Raw genomic sequence first — 21,831 nt, forward strand, 5'->3', positions numbered from 1 at the left:
AATAATTGCCGTTTGACAGTTTATCCAGATTCTTCTTACACCATTTCTAACGATACGTAATCCCTAATGTAACATCCTTACGAATTAAAACTGGCGTTTTTTCCAGTGTTAAATCGGCGCCATCGACTTGGATGGCGACGTTATTTGAGGCGCCTAGAATCAGTGTTGCATTGGCGGCATTCGCAGGTAAAGCTGTTGTTTGGGTCTCTCCTGCTTGCAGGGTGTGTTGGTACGTATAGTTGCCATCGACCATCACGCCAATCCAGCAAGAGCCTTCAGTCCCTTTAAAGGTAATGTTGATTGGACTATTCGCATCTTTAACCGTTGCAGTCACTTGATTGTTAGCATCGCTCACCACAGCCACAGCTGTTTTCTTCTCTGGTTCGCTTGAAGAAGACGGCGGTGTACTACTTTGTGTGCTACTTTCTGGGGCTTGACTTGATTCTTTGGTTTTTTCCACACTGGCACTAGTTGCCGGTGTTTGAATAATCGGTTCGGCTTTTTGATCTTGCCACATAATATACAGCACTACGACCGCAATGGCTAAACCAATTAACGAAAAGGCAATGGCCGGTAAGTTCCGCAGTAACCAACTGGATTGCTTTTCTTCGTCATGCAATTGCTTACGTGACCCTTCAAGCTCTTCATACACTGGCTTGGGTTCTTCGACAATTGCTGGTTCTTTGCCATCATAGATATCTACCAATTGATTGCCATCTAAGCCGACCGCACTTGCATATTGGCGGATAAACGCCCGCACATAAAAGGTGCCTGGTAAGGACTCAAAATCGTTTTGTTCAATAATTTCTAAATATCTTTTTTGAATTTTTGTCATTTGTTGCAGTTCATCAATTGAGATGTTCTTCTGCAATCTTGCTTCTTTTAGTGTTTCTCCAATATTTACGCTGGCCACTCGTCCATCTTCTCCAGTCTATTTTGTTAATTTATCGATTGTCTCATCAGTCTTTTTCAATTGCCAAGGAAAACATTCCCGTCCTTTAAGAATACCACAAAAGAAGCCAACTGAGGATAACAAAATTGAAAGATTTCAAAGATTTTTCTTTTTCTTAAACAGTTGGTTTATTGCTCGGTTTCTCCTTTAGGATACATGTAGAAACGGCTCAATCCTTCTTCACGAATCAAGGTCTCTGCTACTTGGCGGACGTCGGCTAATTGAATGCTTTCAATGACTTCAATCTTATCAAACAGCGTGGTTTCCCCAAACAATGATTGTGAAAATTGGTTGGCGATATACTCTAAAGAGTTTAAGGATTGGAAATATTTACCAATCATTTTTTTCTTCAATAAGGACAAATTTTCTTCCGTTAATTCTGGACTTGTTGTGGCAGATAATAAAATAGCTTCAATTCGTTCTGCTAAGACTTCTGGTTGCTCACTATCGCCGCCAATATCCGCAAAATGGAAACTGCGATCTAAATTAAAGTCATAACTAAAACTATCATCTAACAAGCCTTCATCATAAAGAGCCAAATAGTTTTGAGAGGTATTACCAAACAATAATTGTAACAACAAGTTCACGGTGACTTGATATTTCATTAAGTCACGACCCGTTGTTGGCACTTCATCTAAGCCTTTCAAGCCAACAAGCACTTTTGCCCGTGTGACTGCCATTTCAATGGCGCTCTCTTTGACAATGTCAGCAGCTGTTTCTTCAGGAAAATGCCGACGAATAGGTTGGGCGGCAGGAAACTCTTTCGCCGCTTGGTTTTCACGAATGAAGGCCATTAACGCTTCAGGGTCCATTTTTCCTACCACGAATAAGGTCATATTACTTGGATGATAAAACGTATTGTAGCATGTATACAAATCTTCTGCGGTAATCTCCGCAATACTTGCCACTGTACCGGCAATATCAATATGCAATGGATGTTTCGGATAAAGGTTGCCTAAAATGCCAAAGAACAAACGCCAGTTAGGATCATCTAAATACATTTGAATTTCTTGTCCGATGATACCTTTTTCTTTTTCGACCGTTTCCTTCGTGAAATACGGCGATTGCACAAAATCAAGCAACGTTTCTAGATTTTGTGTCACTTGATCCGTCGTTGAAAACAAATAACTCGTTTTCGTAAAACTGGTAAAGGCATTCGCTGAAGCCCCTTGTTGCCCAAATTTTTGGAAGACATCGCCATCTTCTTTTTCAAACATTTTATGTTCTAAAAAGTGGGCGATTCCGTCAGGTACTTCAATCATTTCCTCTTGACCAATTGGCACGAACGTATTGTCAATGGAACCATAATCGGTCGTAAACAAGCCATACGTTTTTTGGAAATCATTTTTCGGCAATAGGTAAACTTTTAAACCATTCGCCAGTGTTTCTGTATACAATGTTTCTTTAATTTGTGCATAGTCTTTTTTAATCATTTTCCGTTTCTCCTTCCAAAAAGAAGATCGCTTGAAGTTCCAAACGTTTGGCTACTTCTTGGATTTCTGGAATAGTCACGGCATTGATCCGCGCAATCCATTCCTCCGCCGTTAGCATCGTCTGCGGCATTAATTGGTTCAAGTATTCTTTTTCCAGCCACGCGCCTGCATTATCTAACGCTAAGATATACTGATTTTTTAACATTGCTTTCGTTTGTTCAATTTCTAATTCGCTAATCTTACCTAAGCGAATATTTTCCAATTCTGTCGAAATCAAACGCAAGACCTGATTCCGATTTTTGCCATCGATTCCTGTTTGAACCGTCATGAAGCCACGGAAAGTGTCGATACTACTAGAAGCATAATACGCTAAATGCTCTTTCTCACGGACATTCATAAATAATTTAGAATGCGGGAAACCGCCAAAAATTCCATTAAACACTTGCAACGCAAAATAATAGCTATCGCCATAATAAATATCCGTGTTGTAAGCCAAGTTTAATTTCGATTGGGCTAACACCTCACGCTCGGTCCGCTCTTCAATCACGTTGCGAATTGGTTGATTGTAGAAAATCGCGGCTTTGCCTTCTTCACGAGGCGTAAACGGTAATTGCTTGAATAACGGCACTAGCTCCGCCTCATTGACATCGCCTAAAACAAAAATATCCACTTGATCTTCCGCCAGCATTTTTTGATAATACGCTGCTAATGACGCCGCTGTTTCCTCAGCTAACGCCGCAACGGTCCCGAAACTAGGGATTTTTTGATCCTCCGATTGATTAAAATAGACACTTTGAAGCGCCAAAGAAGCATAGGTTTGCTTATCCTCCACAATACTTTCCAAGTACGCTTTCAAGTTCTCTTTTTCCCGTTGGAAGGTTTCCGCCTCAAATTGACCTGCTTGAATATTGGGGGCAAAAATAATTTCCTTCAAAAAGTCCACCGCTTCGGCGAGAACCTGACTATCCTGTAAATAATGATCATTGACAATGTTCATAGAAATATTAAACCAATGTTGATTGCCTTTTTTGGAAACGCCAATCCCAAAGCTGGCGCCGTAAAGTTCCGCCAAACGCTCACTTAACTTGACTTGATTCGGGTAATTCAAGCTGTTGGTTTCCATCAAACTGGACAACAGCGTTCTTTTTGTAATGGTTTCATGATTTAATCGTGTATTAAAGCGGACTAAAAGACGCACCGTTTTATATTTTTCTGTAGGAATGACGTGTAAATTCACGCCTTTAACTAATTGAACAGACATTGCCGCATCGCTCCTTCATTTGCTTCATCTTACCTAAAGAATGCTGTGAAATATATGTATCGCGTAAATTCTAAAGCATTTTTTAATGTTTTTTCCAATAGCTCCATTATAACACAGCTTCAGGTGCTTTCTGAATGATAAGAGTTTTTCAGTTCAAATTTTCAAGAAGATTCGGTATACTGTTTTTAAAGTGAGGAGGGAAAAAAGAATGATTAAAGAATTTAAAGAGTTTATCATGCGCGGGAGTGTCTTAGACCTAGCCGTTGGTGTTGTCATTGGTAGTGCGTTTACAGCGATTGTGACACAAGTGGTGGAAGGCTTGATTACCCCGTTAATTAGTCTGATTTTTGTCTTGACGACTGGGAAAAAGAGTGCCGACGATGCATTGGGTGCCCTTGTTTATAAAGTCGAAGGCGTTGAATTCAATATTGGTAGCGTGATTAGTGCACTTATTACATTTTTAATTACGGCCTTCGTCCTCTTCTTGATTGTCAAAGCGGCCAACAAAATGAAAAACCGCGGCAAAAAAGAAGAAGCGGCAGAAGAAGAAGTGGTACCAACGAGCGAAGATTACTTAAAAGAAATTCGCGACTTGCTAGCGGCGCAAACACCGCCTGCTGAAACTGTCAAAACAGACAGCACCGTCACAGAGAAATAAGCAAAAAGTCATCCTGAGGGGATGACTTTTTTGTTTGGACTTAGATTGATGGTCCTGCGACGAGGTTCCAGGTGATGTTGCCTGTGTAGGCTCCTGCTTTGATTTGTTGATACGGTGTAGTAACATTTAACGTCATATTATCAATACGTCCCAACCAAGTTCCCTGACCCTTACCAACAGTAGCATTTATTAATGTAGTAGCACCACCACCAATTGTCATGTTTGTCCCAATAAAGCTAGGTGCTGTTGGATCATCAGTAATGTTCATTCCATTTTGACTAGCCATTCCCCCATATAAACCCGAGCTAACATTGAACACAGCATAATACGGTGTCATTCCAAATTTAAACTCTCCATCTAATTTGTCTGCCCCGTTCTTCATTTCTGCTATTTCGCCCGTTACATGCCAGCCTTCTTTTGTTCCTCGTAAATCCCCCACCATTACAGATCGTGGGCTAGTTTGAGGTGAAACTGATTTAATAGACGTTAAATCTTCGCCAATTTTTACTGGAGAAAAATCAAAACTTCTTGGAATGGCTAATAAATCAAAATCTGTATTTGGTTTCGTTGGATCTGGATCTACACTTCCACCAGTATTATCCCCTTGATCTGGCAATGTTCCTCCGCCAAACTCCACCTGCACAGGCGTATTCCCTGTCGTCACCGCCTGTGCTGAAAGTGGTGCCAAACTTGCGCCAACTACGGCGCTACCAACCAATAAACTTGCCATTATTTTCTTTTTCATCTATGTACGCTCCTTTGTTTTCAATTCGTCTATAAAGTACAGAACAGCAAAAGTGACGACTGCTGTTCTGTACTTGATTCTTTCAATCTTTGTATTTAGATAGATGGTCCTGCGACGAGGTTCCAGGTGATGTTCCCTGTGTAGTTCCCTGCTTTGATATTGTTCGCTGAAGTGGTGATATTTAAAGAGGTACTAAACATTGTAAACTTCCATAGTCCTTGCCCTTTTCCTGCTGTTGCATTAGCTATAAGAACGGCTTCGCCACCTAAAGGCAGCGACCAATTTCTTGCATTAATAACTTCGGGTTTAGCTACTGGGTCGGCAAGATTAGCAGTTTTAGAAGTATACGTGTTAGTTTCCGCATCATAGTCTAATGAATACAAATTAATTGTACTATTTGTAATACTGCCTTCCAAACTCTCATCGCCGAGCTTCATACCCATCGATTGAGCAGTCAGATGCCACCCTTCTTTAGTTCCCCGCATATCCCCTACGCCAATTGCTTCAGCCTCTCCAGCAGCCTGAGTGATATCTGTATCTTTTTTATTAGGAATCGGTTGAGTTAAATCATCAGAAATCGATAGTGTTCCAAAATCAAATTCTCTGGGAATAAACAGTAAATCAAAATTGCTATTTGTAGCGCCTGGATCTGGCCTCACAGTGTTTCCATCTCCATTACCATCTGGCAAACTTCCCCCTTCAAATCCCACAGATACAGGCGTATTCCCTGTCGTTACAGCCTGTGCCGAAAGGGGAGCCAAACTTGCGCCAACTACGGTACTACCAACCAATAAACTTGCCATTATTTTCTTTTTCATATGTACATCTCCTTTAACATCTTGAATTCCCAGTGCGCCCTAGGTGTTTCTTCGGTGCTACTGAAGCTATGGCTTTATTATACAAGATTCCCCCTTGTCTGTGATTTTAAATATTGAACAGTTCTTGCAAAAAAACAACATTTCCTTTAAAAGCAACGTTTCCCCTTAGTTTAAAGGCTTTTTTTCAACACTTATTGATATTTTTGGCTGTTATTTAATGGTTTTTCCGAAAAAATGCTTTAATAAACAACGAGAAAACGTCACAAAGTAGAGGTCAAACTCTAACTTTGTGACGTTTTCTCCTAAAATCTTATACATTTATTCGCAGTTACAGCGAAAAAACCGTAATTTTTTATTTAATGACAGCCGTTTTTATATTTGTTCGTCACTAAGACTTACAATTTACGGCGACGAGCGAATTCCACAAACTTAAATTTGTTTAAGCGGTGACGAGATTCCGTATAGCCAAAACAGCGGGTATCTTCCAAGTTCATGATACTGCGGACCACGACAACATGATTGCCTTCCACTTCACCAATCAGCTGCTTGTCCATCTCTGTGAGCGGTTCCACGGTAATTTCTTTCTGGGCGTAACTAATCGCCAAGCCAAGGTCGTTTTCAAGATAATCGAAAATCGAATCTTCGGCACGGTGTTTCGGCAGTTCTGGGACAATCTCTTTAATCAAGTAATCAATATCTAAAATATCGACTTCCCCTTCAATCTCCCGTTGCCGAACTAAGCGCCACACAGGGGCCCCTTCCCTCCAACCAGTCAACTGAGCCAAGTTGCGCTCCACAGGAATTTCTTCTAAGGAAACCACATGAGTATGACTTTCAATATGTTGCGTTTGTTGTAACTCCTTGTAACTGGTCACCCCTGAAATAGGAAAATTAAACTTTTTAAAGTTGAGCACAATCGAGCCTTTGCCTTGTTTTTTCTGAATGTAGCCAGCGTTAATTAGTAAATTCAAGGCTTTCCGAATTGTTTCACGGGAAACATTGTAGGTTTCCACTAATTGATTTTCACTAGGTAATAAATCGCCTGGCTGATAGTCGCCTTGGACAATTTGTTGTTCTAATTCTAAAAATATGTCATGAAACTTGTTCATGCCGATCCTCCTCTACCAACAATTTCTTTTCTAAAAGCATAGCATATTCCCTCCGAAAAACCTAGAGCTGGTCAGAAAAATCCCCCGCACTTTCTGCCTTGCTTACGCCACAAACTCCCCCAGCCAAACCACTGCTTGACCGCCTTTTTTTCGGACCCAGCGTAGTCTGTTGCTGCCCCCTTCTGGAAAAGTTTTCCCAAGAATCTGGGGAAAATCCTTGTAATTCTGATTCGTTCATACTATACTGTAGTCAAACACAACATGTCTATACAAGTTTACGAGGAGGCGCCAAACATGACCATTTTAGAATTAACATTCGCAACGAACCAACTAACGACGACTTTTTTTAACCATAAATTGGAACCGCTTCACCAAAAAACGTTCCCTTTTGAAGCCTTGACTATCGAAGAAACGGTTCCTGAGCTGTGCCAATTGATTTTGGCAGAGGCTACGCCGATTCTGGGGGGGATTGTGGCTGATTTTCCAGCGGATTTCTTTTCGCCAGAGGAAACGTTGGCGCTGGTTCCGCAAGCGGTGATTCAAGCATTCGCGGAACAGTTGAACACGCCACTTTTAACGGCAGCCGAACAAGCGGCGGCACCGAATCTGCTGGAAGCATTTGAAGAAAAACGGCAGTATCTGGCTTGGCATTTAGACTATTATGGCTACGTGCCTGGGAAAAATGAATATGCGGTGGAGTCCCTGTTAACTGTCGGCAATGGCTTTTTAGGCTTGCGCGGCACGACACCTGAGATGACGATTTCTGATGATCATTATCCAGCGACCTACATTGCGGGGCTTTATAATACAGCGGCTTCGGAAGTTGCGGGTCAAGTAGTGGAAAATGAAGATTTCGTCAATGCTCCTGACAACCAACACATCGCTTTAAAAATTGGCGATGCCACTGACTGGTTAACGATTTCTCCAGACACGCTACAACAATTACACCGTCAATTGAACTTGAAAACGGGATTGTTTGTCGCAGAAATGATTTTGAAAGATGCGGACAATCAGCAAATTAAATTAACGACGAAAAAAATCGCCAATATGGCACAGCCGAATGACTATCATCTGCAATATACGTTTGAGCCGTTAAACTTTTCGGCCCCGATTACTTTGAAAACCGTCACGGATGGCAGTGTCTACAACTATAACGTGGCGCGGTATCGTAACTTAACAGCCAAACATTTTCAGGTGACAGCATTAAGCGCGCAGGAAAACAAAACCGTGATTGAGGTTTGTACCAATCAATCCAACTTGAGCGTCCGAGAAACGGCCTTGATAACCGGTGATTTTTTTGAAAAAGAAGCGATTACGATTCAAGAAGAAGCGGAAAAAATCGCCCAAGTGGTGACCGTGATGGCGCACCAAGGAACGCGCTATACGCTAGAAAAACAAGTCTATGTGCAAGCCAGCCACGCCGAACAAAGTTGGCAAGTACCGTTTACGCCGAAGGACTCTTTTGCGGCCGCCGCTCAGGAAAGCGCCCGCGCTTGGCAAACCCTTTGGCAACAAGCCAACATTACCGTGACAGGCGATTTGATGTCTCAAAAACTTTTACGGATTCACAGTTATCACTTGCTGGCTTCGGCTTCGCCTTTTAGTAACCAAGCCCAAGCATTGGACGTCTCGATTACCGCCCGAGGCTTGCACGGTGAAGCGTATCGTGGACATATTTTCTGGGATGAAATTTTTATTTTACCTTTTTATATTCAACATTATCCTGACACAGCGAAACAATTGTTGCTGTATCGCTACCACCGATTAGAGAAAGCGAAGGAAAATGCGGCGGCCAGCCAGTATCGTGGCGCAATGTATCCGTGGCAATCAGGACGTGATGGGCGTGAAACCACGCAAAAACTTCACTTAAATCCGTTGAATGGACATTGGGGCGAGGATCATAGTATTCTGCAACGACATGTGTCCTTAGCGATTGCTTACAATGCTTGGTTGTATTGGCATAGTACACAGGATCATGAATTTATGAAACAATATGGCGGCGAAATGTTGTTAGAAATCGCTCAATTTTGGAACAGCGCTGCGACGTTAGATGATGCAACAGGACGGTTCTTTATTGATAAAGTGATGGGACCTGATGAGTTTCACGAGGGCTATCCAGACCAAACGGAAAGCGGCTTGAAAAACAACGCCTATACGAATTTGATGGTGGTTTGGCTATTCGAAGAATTAACCAACATTTTGGCACTTTTCTCTGAGGAAGAACAGGCACAACTTTTTGCCAAAACTCAGACCACTTCGGCTGATTTAGCCCGCATGCAGCAAATTCAAAATTCACTGGAAATTGAAGTTAATTCTGACGGTATTATTGCGCAATATGAAGGGTATTTCGGCTTAAAAGAGATTGACTGGGCGGCGATGAAAGAGAAATACGGCAATATTTACCGCATGGATCGAATTTTAAAAGCCGAAGGAGAATCTCCCGATAATTACAAAGTGGCGAAACAAGCCGACACGTTAATGTTGTTCTACAACTTAGACAAAACTCGGGTGGATCAAATTTTAGAAGATTTAGGGTATCAATTGCCTGCGGATTATTTGGAAAAAAATCTTTTGTATTATCTAAAACGGACGTCTCATGGTTCGACTTTGTCACGAATTGTTCATGCCCAATTGGCAGAAATGGCGCAATTCCATGAGCTATCTTGGCAACTTTATCAAGAAGCGTTGTATTCCGATTATCGTGACATTCAAGGTGGCACGACCGCTGAAGGGATTCATACAGGGGTCATGGCTGCGACGATCCACGTTACTTTAGCGACGTATGCAGGCGTTGACACGCGCCAGAACGAGTTATCAATTTGTCCAAACTTACCTGAACATTGGCAAGCGCTGGCCTTCCAGTTTATTCATCAAGGCGTGACGTATCAATTTTCATTAACACAAACCAGTGTCACGATTACAGCAGATAAAGACACACAATTATTGGTTCAGGGCGCGTTGATTCCGTTAACCGCCGAACGACCAAAAGAAGTACATTATCAATAAAGGAGCGAACCACAATGACGATTGGATTTATTTTTGATTTGGATGGTGTCATTACTGACACCGCCAAATTTCATTATCAAGCTTGGAAAGCGTTGGCCGATTCGCTATGTATTCCCATTGACGAAACCTTCAACGAAACATTAAAAGGCATTAGTCGGATGGATTCCTTGGACCGCATTTTAGCCCATGGCCACCGTGAAAATGCGTTTACTCCAGCAGAAAAAGAAGCCTTAGCTCAGCAAAAAAATGACCACTACGTTCAATTATTAGAACATTTAACGACAGAAGATGTTTTACCTGGTGTCGTGCCATTGCTACAGCAAGCCCAAGCACGTCACATTCCCTGTGCCGTGGCTTCGGCTTCAAAAAACGCGCCCCTGATTTTGGAAAAATTAGGCGTGCGCGCGTACTTCGCCACAATTGTCGATCCCGACTCATTAAGCAAAGGCAAACCTGATCCTGAAATCTTTTTAGCCGCCGCTGACAGTATTGGCGTGCTACCGCAAAACGCCATTGGCTTTGAAGATGCCCAATCAGGCATTGACGGCTTGAAAGCCGCGGGCATCTATGCCGTCGGCTTGTCGGCCAGCCAACCCTTAATCGGAGCCGACATGCAAGTTTCTGAAATGACTGAACTAAGCGTTGATGCACTGCTCAATCGCTAAAGAATGACAAGAACCTTTAGCAGCAGGCACCTCTTTTCATCTACATTGTATCTATGCTAGAATGTAGATGAAAAGAGAGCTGCGTCAACATACCTCTCTAGTGTAGAGCCGTTTGAGACGGTGACCTTTTTATTGTCATTACACTCCATTATTGGATTAAAAAGGATTGAGTTGAACGTGGTTCTGTGGTAGACTTTTATTAGAAACAAGTAGATGTTTCTTGATGATCAGGCATCATAATAACTCAATACTGAAATCGGAAGTAATAGCCGATAGTTGGCGAGCAACAGAAAAACTCGATATAAAATTGGACGTAGAGCCAATAGTTGGTGAGCAACAGAAAAACCTGAATTATATTTGAAGTTTAAAGAAGGCAAGCTAAGCTTGGCTTCTTTATTTATAGGAGAAACTAATGATTGAGAAAAAAGATTTTGACACAATTAGAAAGGCGTTCTTAATTTATGACACCAACTTCAATAATCATATGTTCACTTATACATATCAACATCGGAAAACAAAGAAATTGTTAGAAATGAACGTTCAATTTGAAGCTGGGAATTTTATGCATTTATGCGGAGTTGACTATTATCAAATAGATAAACAAGGGAGCTGTAAATTTCGTTTTAAGGCTACTCAATTTTACAGAGCTTTAAAAAATAATAAAGTTTCACTGCGCGGGATTAAACCTAAAGATGATGGAACCACAGGCCAAAAATTACAAGTAATTCCTCTATTAGAAATGCTTATTTCTCCAGGTGTACGAATATGCGATGGAGGAAAATTTTATAATTTACAGTATGAAAAAGCAATTCGTTCAGGCAAAATGATTGTGGCGTTAACATGTAAAGAGAATAACAAAAAGTACGTTCCACAATCTTTATTATCGTTAATAAATCAGCCACGAAAGAGCCAATCGAAATCTTTAACTGAATCCCATGAAGTAATTAAAATAAGTAAGTCTGAGCTGAATAGCACCTCAGTAATTGAAGTTTACGATAAATTTTAACAAAAAAGCGGGCTAAACAGACTATAGGGAAAGAGAAAAAGCCCAGAGGTTTTTCTCCTCTTTAACAGCTTTTAGGATTGCACGGATTAACGCTAAATTTATTCGTGCTTTTCGGGAAAATGTGCTATAATGAAAACGAAAAGAGAGATATGCTTCAACATACCTCTCTGATGTAGAGCCGTTTAAGACGGTGACCAATTGTATTATTTAAAAATAACCGTACTGGTCAAAGTAGACGGTTATTTTTTCTTGTCATTTTTAAGCAATTTAACAATCAGCGCAATCAAAGCAATGGTAAACATACCAAAACCTAGGATCGTCTGAATTGTCTCATATGCTGACAAAAGGCCTCTCCTTTCTGTAAATTTTGGAAGTACGCTCATACGCACCACCTCACCGAAAGAGGAAAGTCTCTGCTCCTACGCTTCTCACTTTGTTGCGATGCTCGTCGCAAAGCGCATGTTCCTTTGCGCTTGCCTCCGCCTTAACTACTCTACACTTAGATTATACCATGTGAAACTAAAAAATAATTAGTTTTAAATATATTTTTTTAGGGAAATGTGCTATAATGAAAATGAAAAGAGAGATATGCTTCAACATACCTCTCTGATGCAGAGCCGTTTAAGACGGTGACCATGTTAATTATTTAAAAATAACCGTGCTTGGTCAAAGTAAACGGTTATTTTTTATTGTCATTTTTAACAGCTTTTTAGTTTCCAAGGACCAATACTTTACTATTAGCAACGAAGTTCACGGTCCTTTGTGCTTGTCTCCACGTTCATTTCTTTTGCTTATTGTTTAAATCCTACTAACGGAAAAATGAAATCAACGAATTTTATCCCCGCATAAAAACATAGGGCAAAGATCAAAATCTTAATTAAGATTTTGACAATTGGTCGTTCAGTTATCTTTTTCATTTGTATACTCCTTTCCAATATTTTTAAAGCTCCAACCTTTTTAATCTTTTTGACATCTATATTTTATCTAATTATAATAAAACTCACAATAGAGGAAGCATCATTTTTTCATTTCCTTTTTATTCCTTGATTAGTAGTTCAATTTGTAAACATATCATTCTGACAAAATAGAAAAGGAGGTTGTTATAGTATCGAAACAAAATTATCTACAAAGAAAAAAAACTTCTTTATCTCCTGTTCACTTTTTTGACAGCCCTACCCAGCATAGAAGCATTAACCGGAATGAGCTTAATAGCTATAAAAAATAACGAAAAAGCCTTGATTATCTTTGATAGTGTACTATCTTTAATTATTATTATCGTGCTGTCAGTTTTCTATAAAAAAATAGTAAAGAAAAAAAAGCAAGCTATCTTTAAAAGTCTATTACTAGCTATTGGCATGTTCTTATTTTCTATTATTCTAAATTTACTTTTCTCACGCATTCCTACTCCAGAAAATCAACATTATATTAATGAAGTCCGAAATGTAGCACCTGTTTTAATGGCCCTTCATACTAGACTCTTTTCACCTATAATAGAAGAACTCCTGACTCGTGGCATTTTTATGAACTTATTTTTTATAAAAAACACCTCTCGAAGTGTCTTATGTAAAATATTTTTTTCTGGTCTTTTTTTTGGTCTTAGCCATGGACTATTACCATCAATTTCCATGCTTTTTTATTGTGGAATGGGCTGGGTTTTAGCCTCTACCTATTATTTCTGTAATAACAATCTCACGTATCCTCTTGCGATTCATTTGCTATTAAATAATTTATAATACACAAAAAAACCGCCCACATCAGAAAAATGATGTGGGCGGTTTTTTGTAATTATTTATTTTTTGTTTCAAATAACGGACTAACTGGTTTGTTTTCGTGGATACGTTTAATCGCATCTCCAATTAATTCACCAACGCTGACTTCGTCAATTTTAGCAATTTTACGATCATCAGATAGGTAAATAGAGTCTGTTACAACTAAGCGTTCAATTGCTGAATCTTCAATACGTTGTAAGGCTGGTCCTGATAAAACGGGATGTGTACAAGAAGCGTAAACGTCTTTTGCTCCGGCTTCTTTCAATGCGTTTGCAGCAAGAGAAATTGTCCCCGCTGTGTCAATCATGTCATCAATTAAGACACATGTTTTGCCTTCCACATGACCAATGATATTCATTACTTCTGCTACGTTCGCTTTTGGACGACGTTTGTCAATGATCGCAATTGGTGCTTTTAAGAATTCTGCCAATTTACGCGCACGCGTTACACCACCATGGTCAGGGGAAACAACAACGACGTCATCGCCTTGAATGCCGTGTTCGATGAAGTAATCGGCAATTAATGGTGCACCCATCAAATGATCCACTGGAATATCAAAGAATCCTTGAATTTGGACCGCATGTAAGTCCAATGTCAACATTCTTGTTGCACCAGCTTTTTCAATCATGTTTGCAACAAGTTTAGCAGTGATTGGTTCCCGAGCACGTGCTTTACGGTCTTGACGTGCATACCCATAATAAGGCATAACCACGTTAATTGTTTTAGCACTCGCACGTTTTAACGCATCAATCATGATTAATAGTTCCATTAAGTTATCGTTAACAGGGCTACTTGTTGATTGAATGACGTAAACATGTGCACCACGAATACTTTCTTCAATATTCACTTGAATTTCGCCATCACTAAATTGTGTTACAGAGCACTTTCCTAGCTCCACACCCACAGCATCCGCAATTTTTTCTGCTAAGGGACGATTAGAGTTCAAAGAAAAGATTTTCAATCTTGGATCAAAATAATGTTTCGACATTAGAACCTCCACTTTCTATTTCAGCCAATTCGTTAAAACTGAACAATACTTTCCTTCTAAAATAATAGTAGTCCTAGCCAAATAAATCAAGAGATTTTCTGTATTTCATACAAGATATTCATCAAAAGTCGCTTTCTTCTAACTATTTTATCGTATTTGTCTAAAAAATGAGGATTATTTGAATAAAGAAAGGTACTCGCCATAGCCTTCTTTTTCTAAATCTGCCACTGGCACAAATCTCAAAGCTGCCGCATTAATGCAATAACGTAAGCCGCCTTCTTGGAGTGGGCCATCAGTGAAAACATGCCCTAAATGTGAATCCGCTTCTTGACTGCGAACTTCTACTCGGTGCATGCCGTGACTAAAATCAGCTTTTTCTTTGACGCCACGTTTTTCAATTGGTTTGGTAAAGGATGGCCAGCCGCAACCAGCATCGTATTTGTCCAGGGAGCTAAACAACGGTTCGCCACTAACAATGTCTACATAGATTCCGTCTTGGTAAAAGTCATCATATTCTCCTGAAAAAGGGCGTTCTGTTGCGTTTTCTTGTGTGACGGCATATTGAAGATCCGTCAAGGTTTGTTTTAATTCTTCTTCTGTTGGTTTTGTCATTCTGTCCACTCCTTTTCTTCTGTTCAATTTATTGGGTTCAATGATACCACGTTTGCCAAACAGGCACCTAATAGTTTGCATAGTAAAAGACAGTCCTTTCTCTTTTTGACGAATGAAAAGGACTGTCTTTTATTAGTTGAATTCTTTTAGTAGTCGGGCTACTTTGGCAATTGGTAAACCCATAATGGCGTAATAATCGCCAGCGATTGCTTCAATTAGTAATGCTCCTTGTCCTTGGATACCATAAGCGCCTGCTTTGTCGGCATACTCTGCGGTATCTAAGTAAGCATGGATTTCCGTGTCTGTCAGTGGATAAAACGTAACGGTTGAATGAACTGTCGCGGAACGCTCTTTTTCCCCTTGTTTCAACGTCACACTTGTATACACGTCATGTGTTTTGCCACTTAGGAGGCGCAACATGCGATAACCGTCTTCCCGAGAAGTGGGTTTGCCGAGGATTTCTCCCGCCAATGCCACAATTGTATCGCAGCCAATGACTAGTGCTTCGGGGGATTGTTCTGCTATAGCCGCTGCTTTTTGGGCAGCCATTTGCGCCACATATTCTGCTGGTAAGCCGTCTTTGCCAACAGTTTCATCGATATCGGCTGGTGCAATCGTAAAAGTTGGGACCACACGCTTTAATAACTCCTGACGGCGAGGAGATTGGGATGCTAAAATAATTTGCATAAAATGATGACGCCTCGTTTCTTTTTAATGGGGGTCTTGAATGCGTTTAAACATTCGTTCCATATCTGAATTCGTAAAATGAATCAGCACCGGACGTCCATGCGGACAATTAAACGGATTTTCGCACAAGGCTAAATCTTTTAATAGCACGCGTGCTTGTTGCTCGTTGAGGTAATGATTGGCTTTGATGGATCGCTTACAGCTCATCATAATGGCAGTTGCTTCACGGAATTTTTTCACGCTGACCGAGCCAGTTGTTAGCAACATGTCAATCATCTCGCGAACAATGCTTTCCTCTTCGCCTGCAGGATACCAAGTTGGGTGCGCCCGCACAATGAAACTATTTTGTCCAAAGTCTTCCAAATGGATGCCGACTTCCGCAAGGGTTTCTTTCTGCTCTTTAATTTTCAAGGCATCGCTATTTGGATAATCAATAACGATTGGTACCAATAGTTCTTGTAAATCATCACTGACTTCGCCAATTTTTTCACGGAAGTACTCGTATTTAATTCGTTCTTGGGCAGCGTGTTGGTCGATAATAAACAGGCCATCTTTGCTTTGTGCGAATAAATAAGTTCCGTGCATTTGACCGAAGTATTCTAGCTCAGGAAAACGTTCTGTCGGTCGTTCTTCTTCCAACTTGTTCAGGGCTTGTTTCAGTTCTCTTTGACTCGCAGCGCTATTGGCATCGAATTCTGGGTGAAGTTTCATTTCTTCTTGGAAAACCTCGTCAGCAGCCTCTGATGAACGCAGAGAAGGTTCTGAATCAGATACTTCAGTTATTTTCGTTTCTTCGGCTATTACCTGTTGCTCATTACTAGCTGTTTCCCAATGATTTTCGGAATCAACAGCTGCCGAAGAGGTTTCGTAAGCTGACGTTTCTTCCGCTACACTCGTTGATTCTGGCACTGGCGGCGCAAATGGATCGTCCATTGGGTCCACTGCTCTTTCTGTCTGGTTGACAGCTTCAGGGGCGCTTGAGGCTGGTGTTTCGTCTGTCGCATGTTCCGCATAGAAGCGACCCGTTGCGGGATTATAGCTTAAGCTGCCCGGTCGTTGTTTTACCGCAGGTTGTTCAGTCGATAAAGGAATTTCCATTTGTTCGGCTTTAGGTTCTGGCGGTAGTTTCTTTTTAAAACGCAAATTGTCTGCCGCATTGGGAATCAACTGTTCTTGGCTCAACACTTCTTGAATCGCCTGTTCAATTAATGCCATTAAATCTTTTTCTTTACTTAAACGAACTTCTTGCTTAGTAGGATGGACATTGACATCGACTAACAGCGGATCCATTTCAATTTCTAACACAGCAATTGGAAAACGCCCCACCATTAGTTTCGAACCATAGCCGGCTACAATTGCTTTATTTAACGCGAAATTTTTAATATAACGACCATTGATAATCGTTGATAAATAGTTGCGGCTGGCCCGTGTGACTTCTGGCAATGAGACATACCCTGTCAAAGTAAAATCAAGGTCTTTTCCTTCAATTTTCAACATTTTCTTTGCGGTGCTAATGCCATAAATTCCCGCAATCGTTTGTTTTAAATCGCCATTGCCTGTTGTACTCATCATTTTGTGGCCGTCATGAACCAAGCGAAAAGCGACTTTAGGGTGGCTTAACGCCAGACGATTGACAATGTCACCGATATTGGCCAATTCCGTTTGGATCGTTTTGACGTATTTCAAACGAGCGGGCGTATTATAAAATAAATTAGAAACGGTCATTTTTGTGCCTTTACGGAGGGCTGCTGGTCGGTTTTCTTCGACCTTGCCCCCTTTTAGAATCACATAGCTGCCTTCTTCTTCCTCAGCTGTGGCAGTTTCGACAATCATTTCAGAAACTGAGGCAATACTTGGTAAGGCTTCGCCTCGGAACCCCAAGCTGCGAATTCGGAACAAATCATCTCTTGTATGAATTTTGCTTGTGGCATGGCGTTTGAAGGCATTCAGTACATCTTCTTTGGCAATTCCTTCACCATTATCAATAATTTGAATGGTTTTCAAGCCAGCTTCTTCAATAAAAATATCAATTTGGGTGCTTCCTGCATCCAGTGCATTTTCCACCAATTCTTTGACGACAGAAGCGGGACGTTCAACAACTTCACCAGCAGCAATCTGGTTGGCTAGTTGTTCGGATAGTTCTTGAATTTTCCCCATTTCACGACCTCCTAACCGGTTCGGTTCCTAATTAGATACGTTTTTGCAATTGATGAAGCATGTTTAACGCATCTAGTGGTGTCATTTCTAATAGATTCATTTTCTTCAATGTGTCAATGACACTTAATTCTTCTGTTGAAACTTCTTTAAATAATGAAAGTTGCTCGGTTTCTTCATGGACTTCTGAAACTTCTTCATGATGAACTGAACTTGGAATCGTTGTTTCTTCCGCTTCTAAAGCGGATAAAATGGTGGCTGCTCGTTCTAAAAGCGGGCTTGGTAAACCAGCGATTTTAGCAACATGTATCCCATAGCTCTTATCAGCAGGTCCTTCCATCATTTTATGAAGAAAGACCACTTCGCCATCTTTTTCGACAGCGCCCACGTGAATATTCTTCAAGCCTTTTAAAGTTTCATCTAGAACAGTTAGTTCATGATAATGTGTAGAGAATAGCGTTTTGGCTTGTACTTCACGATGGATATATTCAATGATGGCTTGCGCTAGCGCCATTCCATCATAGGTTGCCGTGCCGCGTCCTAATTCATCAAATAAAATTAGGCTGTTAGGCGTGGCGTGCCGCAGTGCTTGGTTGGCTTCCATCATTTCTACCATAAAGGTACTTTGCCCTGCAATTAGATCATCAGAGGCCCCAATCCGTGTAAAAATTTGATCGAAAATTGGCATTTCAGCACTTTCCGCTGGTACAAAACAGCCAATTTGCGCCATGACCACCGTCAAAGCCAATTGACGCATGTAGGTACTTTTCCCTGACATGTTTGGTCCAGTAATCAAGAGAATATCTGTTTCTGGGTTCATGCGGATACTGTTTGGAATGTATTCTTGGTGCCCTAAAACTTTTTCCACGACTGGGTGTCGTCCTTCGACAATCGCCAAATTTTTCGTGTTACTTCTTAACGTTGGTCGAACGTATTGATACCGTTCACTAATTGTTGCAAAAGATTGTAAAACATCAACCGCACTAATGGTTTTAGCCAGTGTTTGCAACCGATCAATGTTCGTTTTCACTTGTTCTCTCACGGCCAAGAACAATTGATATTCTAGTTCAACTGATTTTTCTTCGGCTTCTAAGATTAAACGTTCTAGTTCTTTTAGTTCTGGCGTAATAAAGCGCTCCGCATTAGCTAATGTTTGCTTCCGCTCGTATTTTCCTTCTTCTAAATTCGCTAAATTTGACTTAGTGATTTCAATGAAATAACCAAAGACACGATTGTAGCCAATCTTCAAGTTTTTAATCCCTGTTTCTTGGCGTTCTTTCGCTTCTAACTCCGCTAACCATTGCTTACCATTGCGCATGGCATCACGGTATTCATCTAATTGGTCGTTATAGCCGTCCTTAATAACGTTTCCTTCAGTAATTTGTAAAGGGGCTTCTTCATTAATCGCCGTCGCAATCAATGCCACTAAATCTTCAACGGGGTTTAAGTCGACTAACAAATCATCCCATTCCCCTTGATTGATCCCGACAATTAACTGTCGAATCGTTGGTACTTGTTCTAAAGAGGTCCGTAATTGAATTAAATCACGCCCATTCACACTGCCGAATGCCACGCGTCCTGCTAACCGCTCTAAATCATAAACGTTCGTCAATGCTGCTTGCAAATCTAAGCGTTCAAAATAGGCATTTAATAAGGATTGCACCATTTCTTGACGCGCCTTAATTTGACGTTCCTGAATCAGCGGACGATCCAACCATTGTTTTAATAAACGGCCGCCCATAGCTGTTTTCGTTTCATCTAATAGCCACAAAAGAGTCCCTTTTTTCTGTCCTGTTCGAATCGACTGACTCAATTCTAAATTGAATTTAGAATAATGATCCATTTTCAAGAAATGATCTGGCTGATATTCCACAGCTTTCTGAATATGGGACAAGCTCCGCTTTTGGGTAACGGATAAATAAGATAATAACTTGCCTGTAATTTCAATTTCTAATGGATTAATCAGTTCATTGGTTAAAAAACTAAACTCGGCATTTTCTTCCACCGTTTCTTGTGTCGAAAAGATGATGTTTAAACGTAAACTTAAGTTCTCTTTTAACGATTCAGGAATCCCTGAACCTAGGACCATTTCTTTTGTTTGCAACGCAGAAGCTTCGTTTAAAACGCCCTCTTCATCAGCCAAGACTGCTGTTTTTAATTCGCCTGTACTCAAGTCTACATAGGCAAAACCGAACTGATTACCATCTGTTAGCACAGCGGTTAAGTAATTATTGTCTTTGGCTTCCAAGCCTTTACTATTCATCACCGTTCCTGGCGTTACCAACTGGACCACTTCTCGTTTGACCATGCCCTTGGTAGTCTTTGGATCTTCCACTTGCTCACAAATCGCTACTTTATAGCCTTGCTCAATCAACGTATCAATGTAGCCTTGCGCGGCATGATAAGGAACGCCACACATAGGAATCGGATCATCCGCATTGCGGTTACGACTGGTTAACGTCAATTCTAAGATTTGCGCTGCATTGATAGCATCTTCATAAAATAATTCATAAAAATCACCTAAGCGATAAAATAAAAACGCATCCTTGTATTGGGCCTTAATGGACAAATATTGTTCCATCATGGGTGTATTTTTTGTCTTTTGTGGCATTTAATTCCCTTCCTTCTCTAGCTCTTCGTTCACGCGGTATTGAATGAGCGCCGTGACATGTTGGACTAAGTCATTGGCTTCGATCAGTTGTTCGCGGTAGGCTACAACGAGTGGGTGCTCATCAAACTCTTTTGTTTTCGCATCAGCTCGTTGAATGGCTTCTTTTTCAGCAGTTGGTTTGCCATAGTGAGCAAATTGAACCGCATCTTTTTGCGCAGCTTTAATTTCTTCCACTAATTCTGTCAGCTTTTTGTTTTTCTTTACCTTTTCTTCAATCGCTTGGTAGCGCTGAATGACTTCATCTTGTCCAATTAAATGTAACAATTTTTCTAATTCTTTATTACTTTGTGCATCTAAATTCAACGGCTCCATTTTTTTCACCTTCATCTTTCACCGGCACTTTTTCTATAAGAGCAGAAAAAGTTAACCTCTTAATGATCCGAGATTAACTTTTCTTCTATTATTCTTGAAACGGGCGATCTTCGCTAATCTGAATCGGCTCAATCATCTTCGCTTGGCCCGTTTGGTCATCAATCTCTAAAATACAGGCAGATAAAATCGTCCGCCCTGTTTCGACTACCTCAAAGCGCTTCGGCAATGCTGTCATAAACTTCTCAATAATCGGTTCACGCTTCATTCCTAGAATCCCATCATAAGGACCGGTCATACCGACATCACTTAAGAAGGCTGTCCCTTTCGGTAAAATCCGAGCGTCATTTGTTTGAACATGCGTATGTGTTCCAACAACGGCTGAAACTTGGCCATCTAAAAACCAGCTCATGGCTTGTTTTTCGCTTGTCGTTTCGCCATGAAAATCCACAAAAATGAGCGGTGTCCGTTTGCGAGCGATAGCCACTAGCTCGGCGGCTTTCTTGAAAGGATCTTCCAATGGCACCATAAATGTGCGGGCCTGTAAATTAATCACCGCTAGTTCCAATTGATTGACTTTCACAAAAACCATTCCTTGACCAGGCACATCTTCTGGAAAGTTCGCTGGACGAACCATTTTCTTCGCATCATCAATGAATTCAAAGATATCCTTGTTGTCCCACGTATGGTTACCCATCGTAACAACATCGACACCATCTTGCAAAAATTTCTTATAAATCTTGCCAGTAATTCCCCGACCAGATGCCGCATTTTCACCATTGGCAATGGTCACTTGTGGACGATATTTTTTCTTTAATTTAGGGACATACGTTGCTAGGGCTTCTCTTCCTAAAGAACCGACAACATCTCCTATAAATAATATACGCAAAAAGGTTCCTCTTCTCTTTTTAACATCTCTTGTTTATTATAGTTGTTTTCGCTTTGAAAAGAAAGTTTTGGTTTTAAAAGATTAAAAAAAGTGTCTCAA

At 40.7% G+C, this 21,831-nt stretch carries 20 protein-coding genes; 5 read left to right on the forward strand and 15 right to left on the reverse strand.

Annotated features, from left to right (window positions below; all coding sequences use genetic code 11):
• Positions 1-46 precede the first annotated feature (46 nt).
• From IGJ46_RS12005 to yfmF, 3 genes are all read right to left on the reverse strand, one after another.
• Positions 47-913 carry a RodZ domain-containing protein gene (locus tag IGJ46_RS12005; protein ID WP_002419616.1) on the reverse strand — a complete coding sequence of 289 codons (867 nt, stop codon included), beginning with the start codon at positions 911-913 and terminating at the stop codon, positions 47-49.
• 167 nt (positions 914-1,080) lie between these two features.
• Entirely contained in the window at positions 1,081-2,385 is a 1,305-nt protein-coding gene (gene yfmH, locus IGJ46_RS12010; protein WP_002354885.1) for an EF-P 5-aminopentanol modification-associated protein YfmH, read from the reverse strand.
• Positions 2,378-3,646: an EF-P 5-aminopentanol modification-associated protein YfmF gene (yfmF, locus tag IGJ46_RS12015; RefSeq protein WP_016622583.1), complete on the reverse strand. Its 1,269-nt coding sequence runs from the start codon at positions 3,644-3,646 to the stop codon at positions 2,378-2,380. The genes yfmH and yfmF overlap by 8 nt, the downstream gene beginning before the upstream one ends.
• 208 nt (positions 3,647-3,854) lie before the next feature.
• Here yfmF and mscL point away from each other — a divergent pair, with 208 nt between their 5' ends.
• Complete coding sequence (mscL, locus tag IGJ46_RS12020) at positions 3,855-4,304, forward strand: large conductance mechanosensitive channel protein MscL (RefSeq protein WP_002359018.1); 450 nt, start codon at positions 3,855-3,857, stop codon at positions 4,302-4,304.
• A gap of 40 nt (positions 4,305-4,344) precedes the next feature.
• Here mscL and IGJ46_RS12025 read toward each other — a convergent pair whose 3' ends face one another.
• The 3 genes from IGJ46_RS12025 to treR form a co-directional block, all read right to left on the reverse strand.
• A complete protein-coding gene (locus IGJ46_RS12025) occupies positions 4,345-5,049 on the reverse strand; it encodes a WxL domain-containing protein (protein WP_047648973.1) in 705 nt (234 codons plus the stop codon).
• Between the two features lie 95 nt (positions 5,050-5,144).
• Positions 5,145-5,867, reverse strand: a complete 723-nt coding sequence (locus tag IGJ46_RS12030) for a WxL domain-containing protein (RefSeq protein ID WP_016622581.1) — start codon at positions 5,865-5,867, stop codon at positions 5,145-5,147.
• A gap of 395 nt (positions 5,868-6,262) precedes the next feature.
• On the reverse strand, positions 6,263-6,976 hold the full coding sequence (treR, locus tag IGJ46_RS12035; protein ID WP_002367455.1) for a trehalose operon repressor: 714 nt from the start codon (positions 6,974-6,976) through the stop codon (positions 6,263-6,265).
• A 261-nt stretch (positions 6,977-7,237) separates the two neighbouring features.
• On the opposite strand from treR, the gene IGJ46_RS12040 reads away from it, so the two are divergent.
• The 3 genes from IGJ46_RS12040 (at position 7,238) to IGJ46_RS12050 (ending at position 11,653) form a co-directional block, all read left to right on the forward strand.
• The gene (locus IGJ46_RS12040) at positions 7,238-9,982 is read left to right on the forward strand and encodes a glycoside hydrolase family 65 protein (protein WP_218391304.1); all 2,745 of its coding nucleotides are present in this window, start codon (positions 7,238-7,240) and stop codon (positions 9,980-9,982) included.
• Between the two features lie 14 nt (positions 9,983-9,996).
• On the forward strand, positions 9,997-10,647 hold the full coding sequence (gene pgmB, locus IGJ46_RS12045) for a beta-phosphoglucomutase (protein ID WP_218391305.1): 651 nt from the start codon (positions 9,997-9,999) through the stop codon (positions 10,645-10,647).
• A gap of 412 nt (positions 10,648-11,059) precedes the next feature.
• Entirely contained in the window at positions 11,060-11,653 is a 594-nt protein-coding gene (locus IGJ46_RS12050) for a PBECR4 domain-containing protein (protein ID WP_002385181.1), read from the forward strand.
• Positions 11,654-11,892: 239 nt separating this feature from the next.
• On the opposite strand, the gene pepG1 is transcribed toward IGJ46_RS12050, so the two are convergent.
• On the reverse strand, positions 11,893-12,036 hold the full coding sequence (pepG1, locus tag IGJ46_RS12055) for a type I toxin-antitoxin system toxin PepG1 (protein ID WP_002367458.1): 144 nt from the start codon (positions 12,034-12,036) through the stop codon (positions 11,893-11,895).
• 408 nt (positions 12,037-12,444) lie between these two features.
• A complete protein-coding gene (locus IGJ46_RS12060; protein WP_010821164.1) occupies positions 12,445-12,570 on the reverse strand; it encodes a hypothetical protein in 126 nt (41 codons plus the stop codon).
• A 282-nt stretch (positions 12,571-12,852) separates the two neighbouring features.
• On the opposite strand from IGJ46_RS12060, the gene IGJ46_RS12065 reads away from it, so the two are divergent.
• On the forward strand, positions 12,853-13,386 hold the full coding sequence (locus IGJ46_RS12065) for a CPBP family intramembrane glutamic endopeptidase (RefSeq protein WP_002385180.1): 534 nt from the start codon (positions 12,853-12,855) through the stop codon (positions 13,384-13,386).
• 52 nt (positions 13,387-13,438) lie between these two features.
• On the opposite strand, the gene IGJ46_RS12070 is transcribed toward IGJ46_RS12065, so the two are convergent.
• The 7 genes from IGJ46_RS12070 to IGJ46_RS12100 all read right to left on the reverse strand — a co-directional run bounded on the left by IGJ46_RS12070 (position 13,439) and on the right by IGJ46_RS12100 (position 21,732).
• Positions 13,439-14,410 (reverse strand): ribose-phosphate diphosphokinase, encoded by a 972-nt coding sequence (locus IGJ46_RS12070; protein WP_002381060.1) that lies wholly within the window; start codon positions 14,408-14,410, stop codon positions 13,439-13,441.
• Positions 14,411-14,584: 174 nt separating this feature from the next.
• Entirely contained in the window at positions 14,585-15,022 is a 438-nt protein-coding gene (msrB, locus tag IGJ46_RS12075; protein WP_002354871.1) for a peptide-methionine (R)-S-oxide reductase MsrB, read from the reverse strand.
• Between the two features lie 132 nt (positions 15,023-15,154).
• A complete protein-coding gene (locus IGJ46_RS12080; RefSeq protein WP_002354869.1) occupies positions 15,155-15,709 on the reverse strand; it encodes a Maf family protein in 555 nt (184 codons plus the stop codon).
• A 24-nt stretch (positions 15,710-15,733) separates the two neighbouring features.
• Entirely contained in the window at positions 15,734-17,866 is a 2,133-nt protein-coding gene (gene mutL / locus IGJ46_RS12085; protein ID WP_002372766.1) for a DNA mismatch repair endonuclease MutL, read from the reverse strand.
• Between the two features lie 31 nt (positions 17,867-17,897).
• Positions 17,898-20,474 carry a DNA mismatch repair protein MutS gene (gene mutS / locus IGJ46_RS12090; protein WP_002354867.1) on the reverse strand — a complete coding sequence of 859 codons (2,577 nt, stop codon included), beginning with the start codon at positions 20,472-20,474 and terminating at the stop codon, positions 17,898-17,900.
• Positions 20,475-20,861 (reverse strand): RicAFT regulatory complex protein RicA family protein, encoded by a 387-nt coding sequence (locus tag IGJ46_RS12095; protein WP_002359008.1) that lies wholly within the window; start codon positions 20,859-20,861, stop codon positions 20,475-20,477. It lies immediately after the preceding gene.
• A 73-nt stretch (positions 20,862-20,934) separates the two neighbouring features.
• Positions 20,935-21,732 carry a TIGR00282 family metallophosphoesterase gene (locus IGJ46_RS12100; RefSeq protein ID WP_002354864.1) on the reverse strand — a complete coding sequence of 266 codons (798 nt, stop codon included), beginning with the start codon at positions 21,730-21,732 and terminating at the stop codon, positions 20,935-20,937.
• Positions 21,733-21,831 lie beyond the last annotated feature (99 nt).

Origin of the sequence: Enterococcus sp. AZ120 (assembly GCF_050546165.1) — a bacterium.
Classification (GTDB): Bacteria; Bacillota; Bacilli; order Lactobacillales; family Enterococcaceae; genus Enterococcus; species Enterococcus faecalis.

Excerpts from the sequence above, each read along its gene's own strand:
- IGJ46_RS12040 (WP_218391304.1), top strand. The coding sequence starts at position 7,238 with ATGTCTATACAAGTTTACGAGGAGGCGCCAAACATGACCATTTTAGAA.
- treR (WP_002367455.1), bottom strand. The coding sequence starts at position 6,976 with ATGAACAAGTTTCATGACATATTTTTAGAATTAGAACAACAAATTGTC.
- IGJ46_RS12030 (WP_016622581.1), bottom strand. The coding sequence starts at position 5,867 with ATGAAAAAGAAAATAATGGCAAGTTTATTGGTTGGTAGTACCGTAGTT.
- IGJ46_RS12065 (WP_002385180.1), top strand. The coding sequence starts at position 12,853 with ATGAGCTTAATAGCTATAAAAAATAACGAAAAAGCCTTGATTATCTTT.
- IGJ46_RS12080 (WP_002354869.1), bottom strand. The coding sequence starts at position 15,709 with ATGCAAATTATTTTAGCATCCCAATCTCCTCGCCGTCAGGAGTTATTA.
- IGJ46_RS12060 (WP_010821164.1), bottom strand. The coding sequence starts at position 12,570 with ATGAAAAAGATAACTGAACGACCAATTGTCAAAATCTTAATTAAGATT.
- IGJ46_RS12050 (WP_002385181.1), top strand. The coding sequence starts at position 11,060 with ATGATTGAGAAAAAAGATTTTGACACAATTAGAAAGGCGTTCTTAATT.
- msrB (WP_002354871.1), bottom strand. The coding sequence starts at position 15,022 with ATGACAAAACCAACAGAAGAAGAATTAAAACAAACCTTGACGGATCTT.
- IGJ46_RS12095 (WP_002359008.1), bottom strand. The coding sequence starts at position 20,861 with ATGAAGGTGAAAAAAATGGAGCCGTTGAATTTAGATGCACAAAGTAAT.
- pgmB (WP_218391305.1), top strand. The coding sequence starts at position 9,997 with ATGACGATTGGATTTATTTTTGATTTGGATGGTGTCATTACTGACACC.
- pepG1 (WP_002367458.1), bottom strand. The coding sequence starts at position 12,036 with ATGAGCGTACTTCCAAAATTTACAGAAAGGAGAGGCCTTTTGTCAGCA.
- mscL (WP_002359018.1), top strand. The coding sequence starts at position 3,855 with ATGATTAAAGAATTTAAAGAGTTTATCATGCGCGGGAGTGTCTTAGAC.
- IGJ46_RS12070 (WP_002381060.1), bottom strand. The coding sequence starts at position 14,410 with ATGTCGAAACATTATTTTGATCCAAGATTGAAAATCTTTTCTTTGAAC.
- yfmH (WP_002354885.1), bottom strand. The coding sequence starts at position 2,385 with ATGATTAAAAAAGACTATGCACAAATTAAAGAAACATTGTATACAGAA.
- mutS (WP_002354867.1), bottom strand. The coding sequence starts at position 20,474 with ATGCCACAAAAGACAAAAAATACACCCATGATGGAACAATATTTGTCC.
- IGJ46_RS12025 (WP_047648973.1), bottom strand. The coding sequence starts at position 5,049 with ATGAAAAAGAAAATAATGGCAAGTTTATTGGTTGGTAGCGCCGTAGTT.
- yfmF (WP_016622583.1), bottom strand. The coding sequence starts at position 3,646 with ATGTCTGTTCAATTAGTTAAAGGCGTGAATTTACACGTCATTCCTACA.
- mutL (WP_002372766.1), bottom strand. The coding sequence starts at position 17,866 with ATGGGGAAAATTCAAGAACTATCCGAACAACTAGCCAACCAGATTGCT.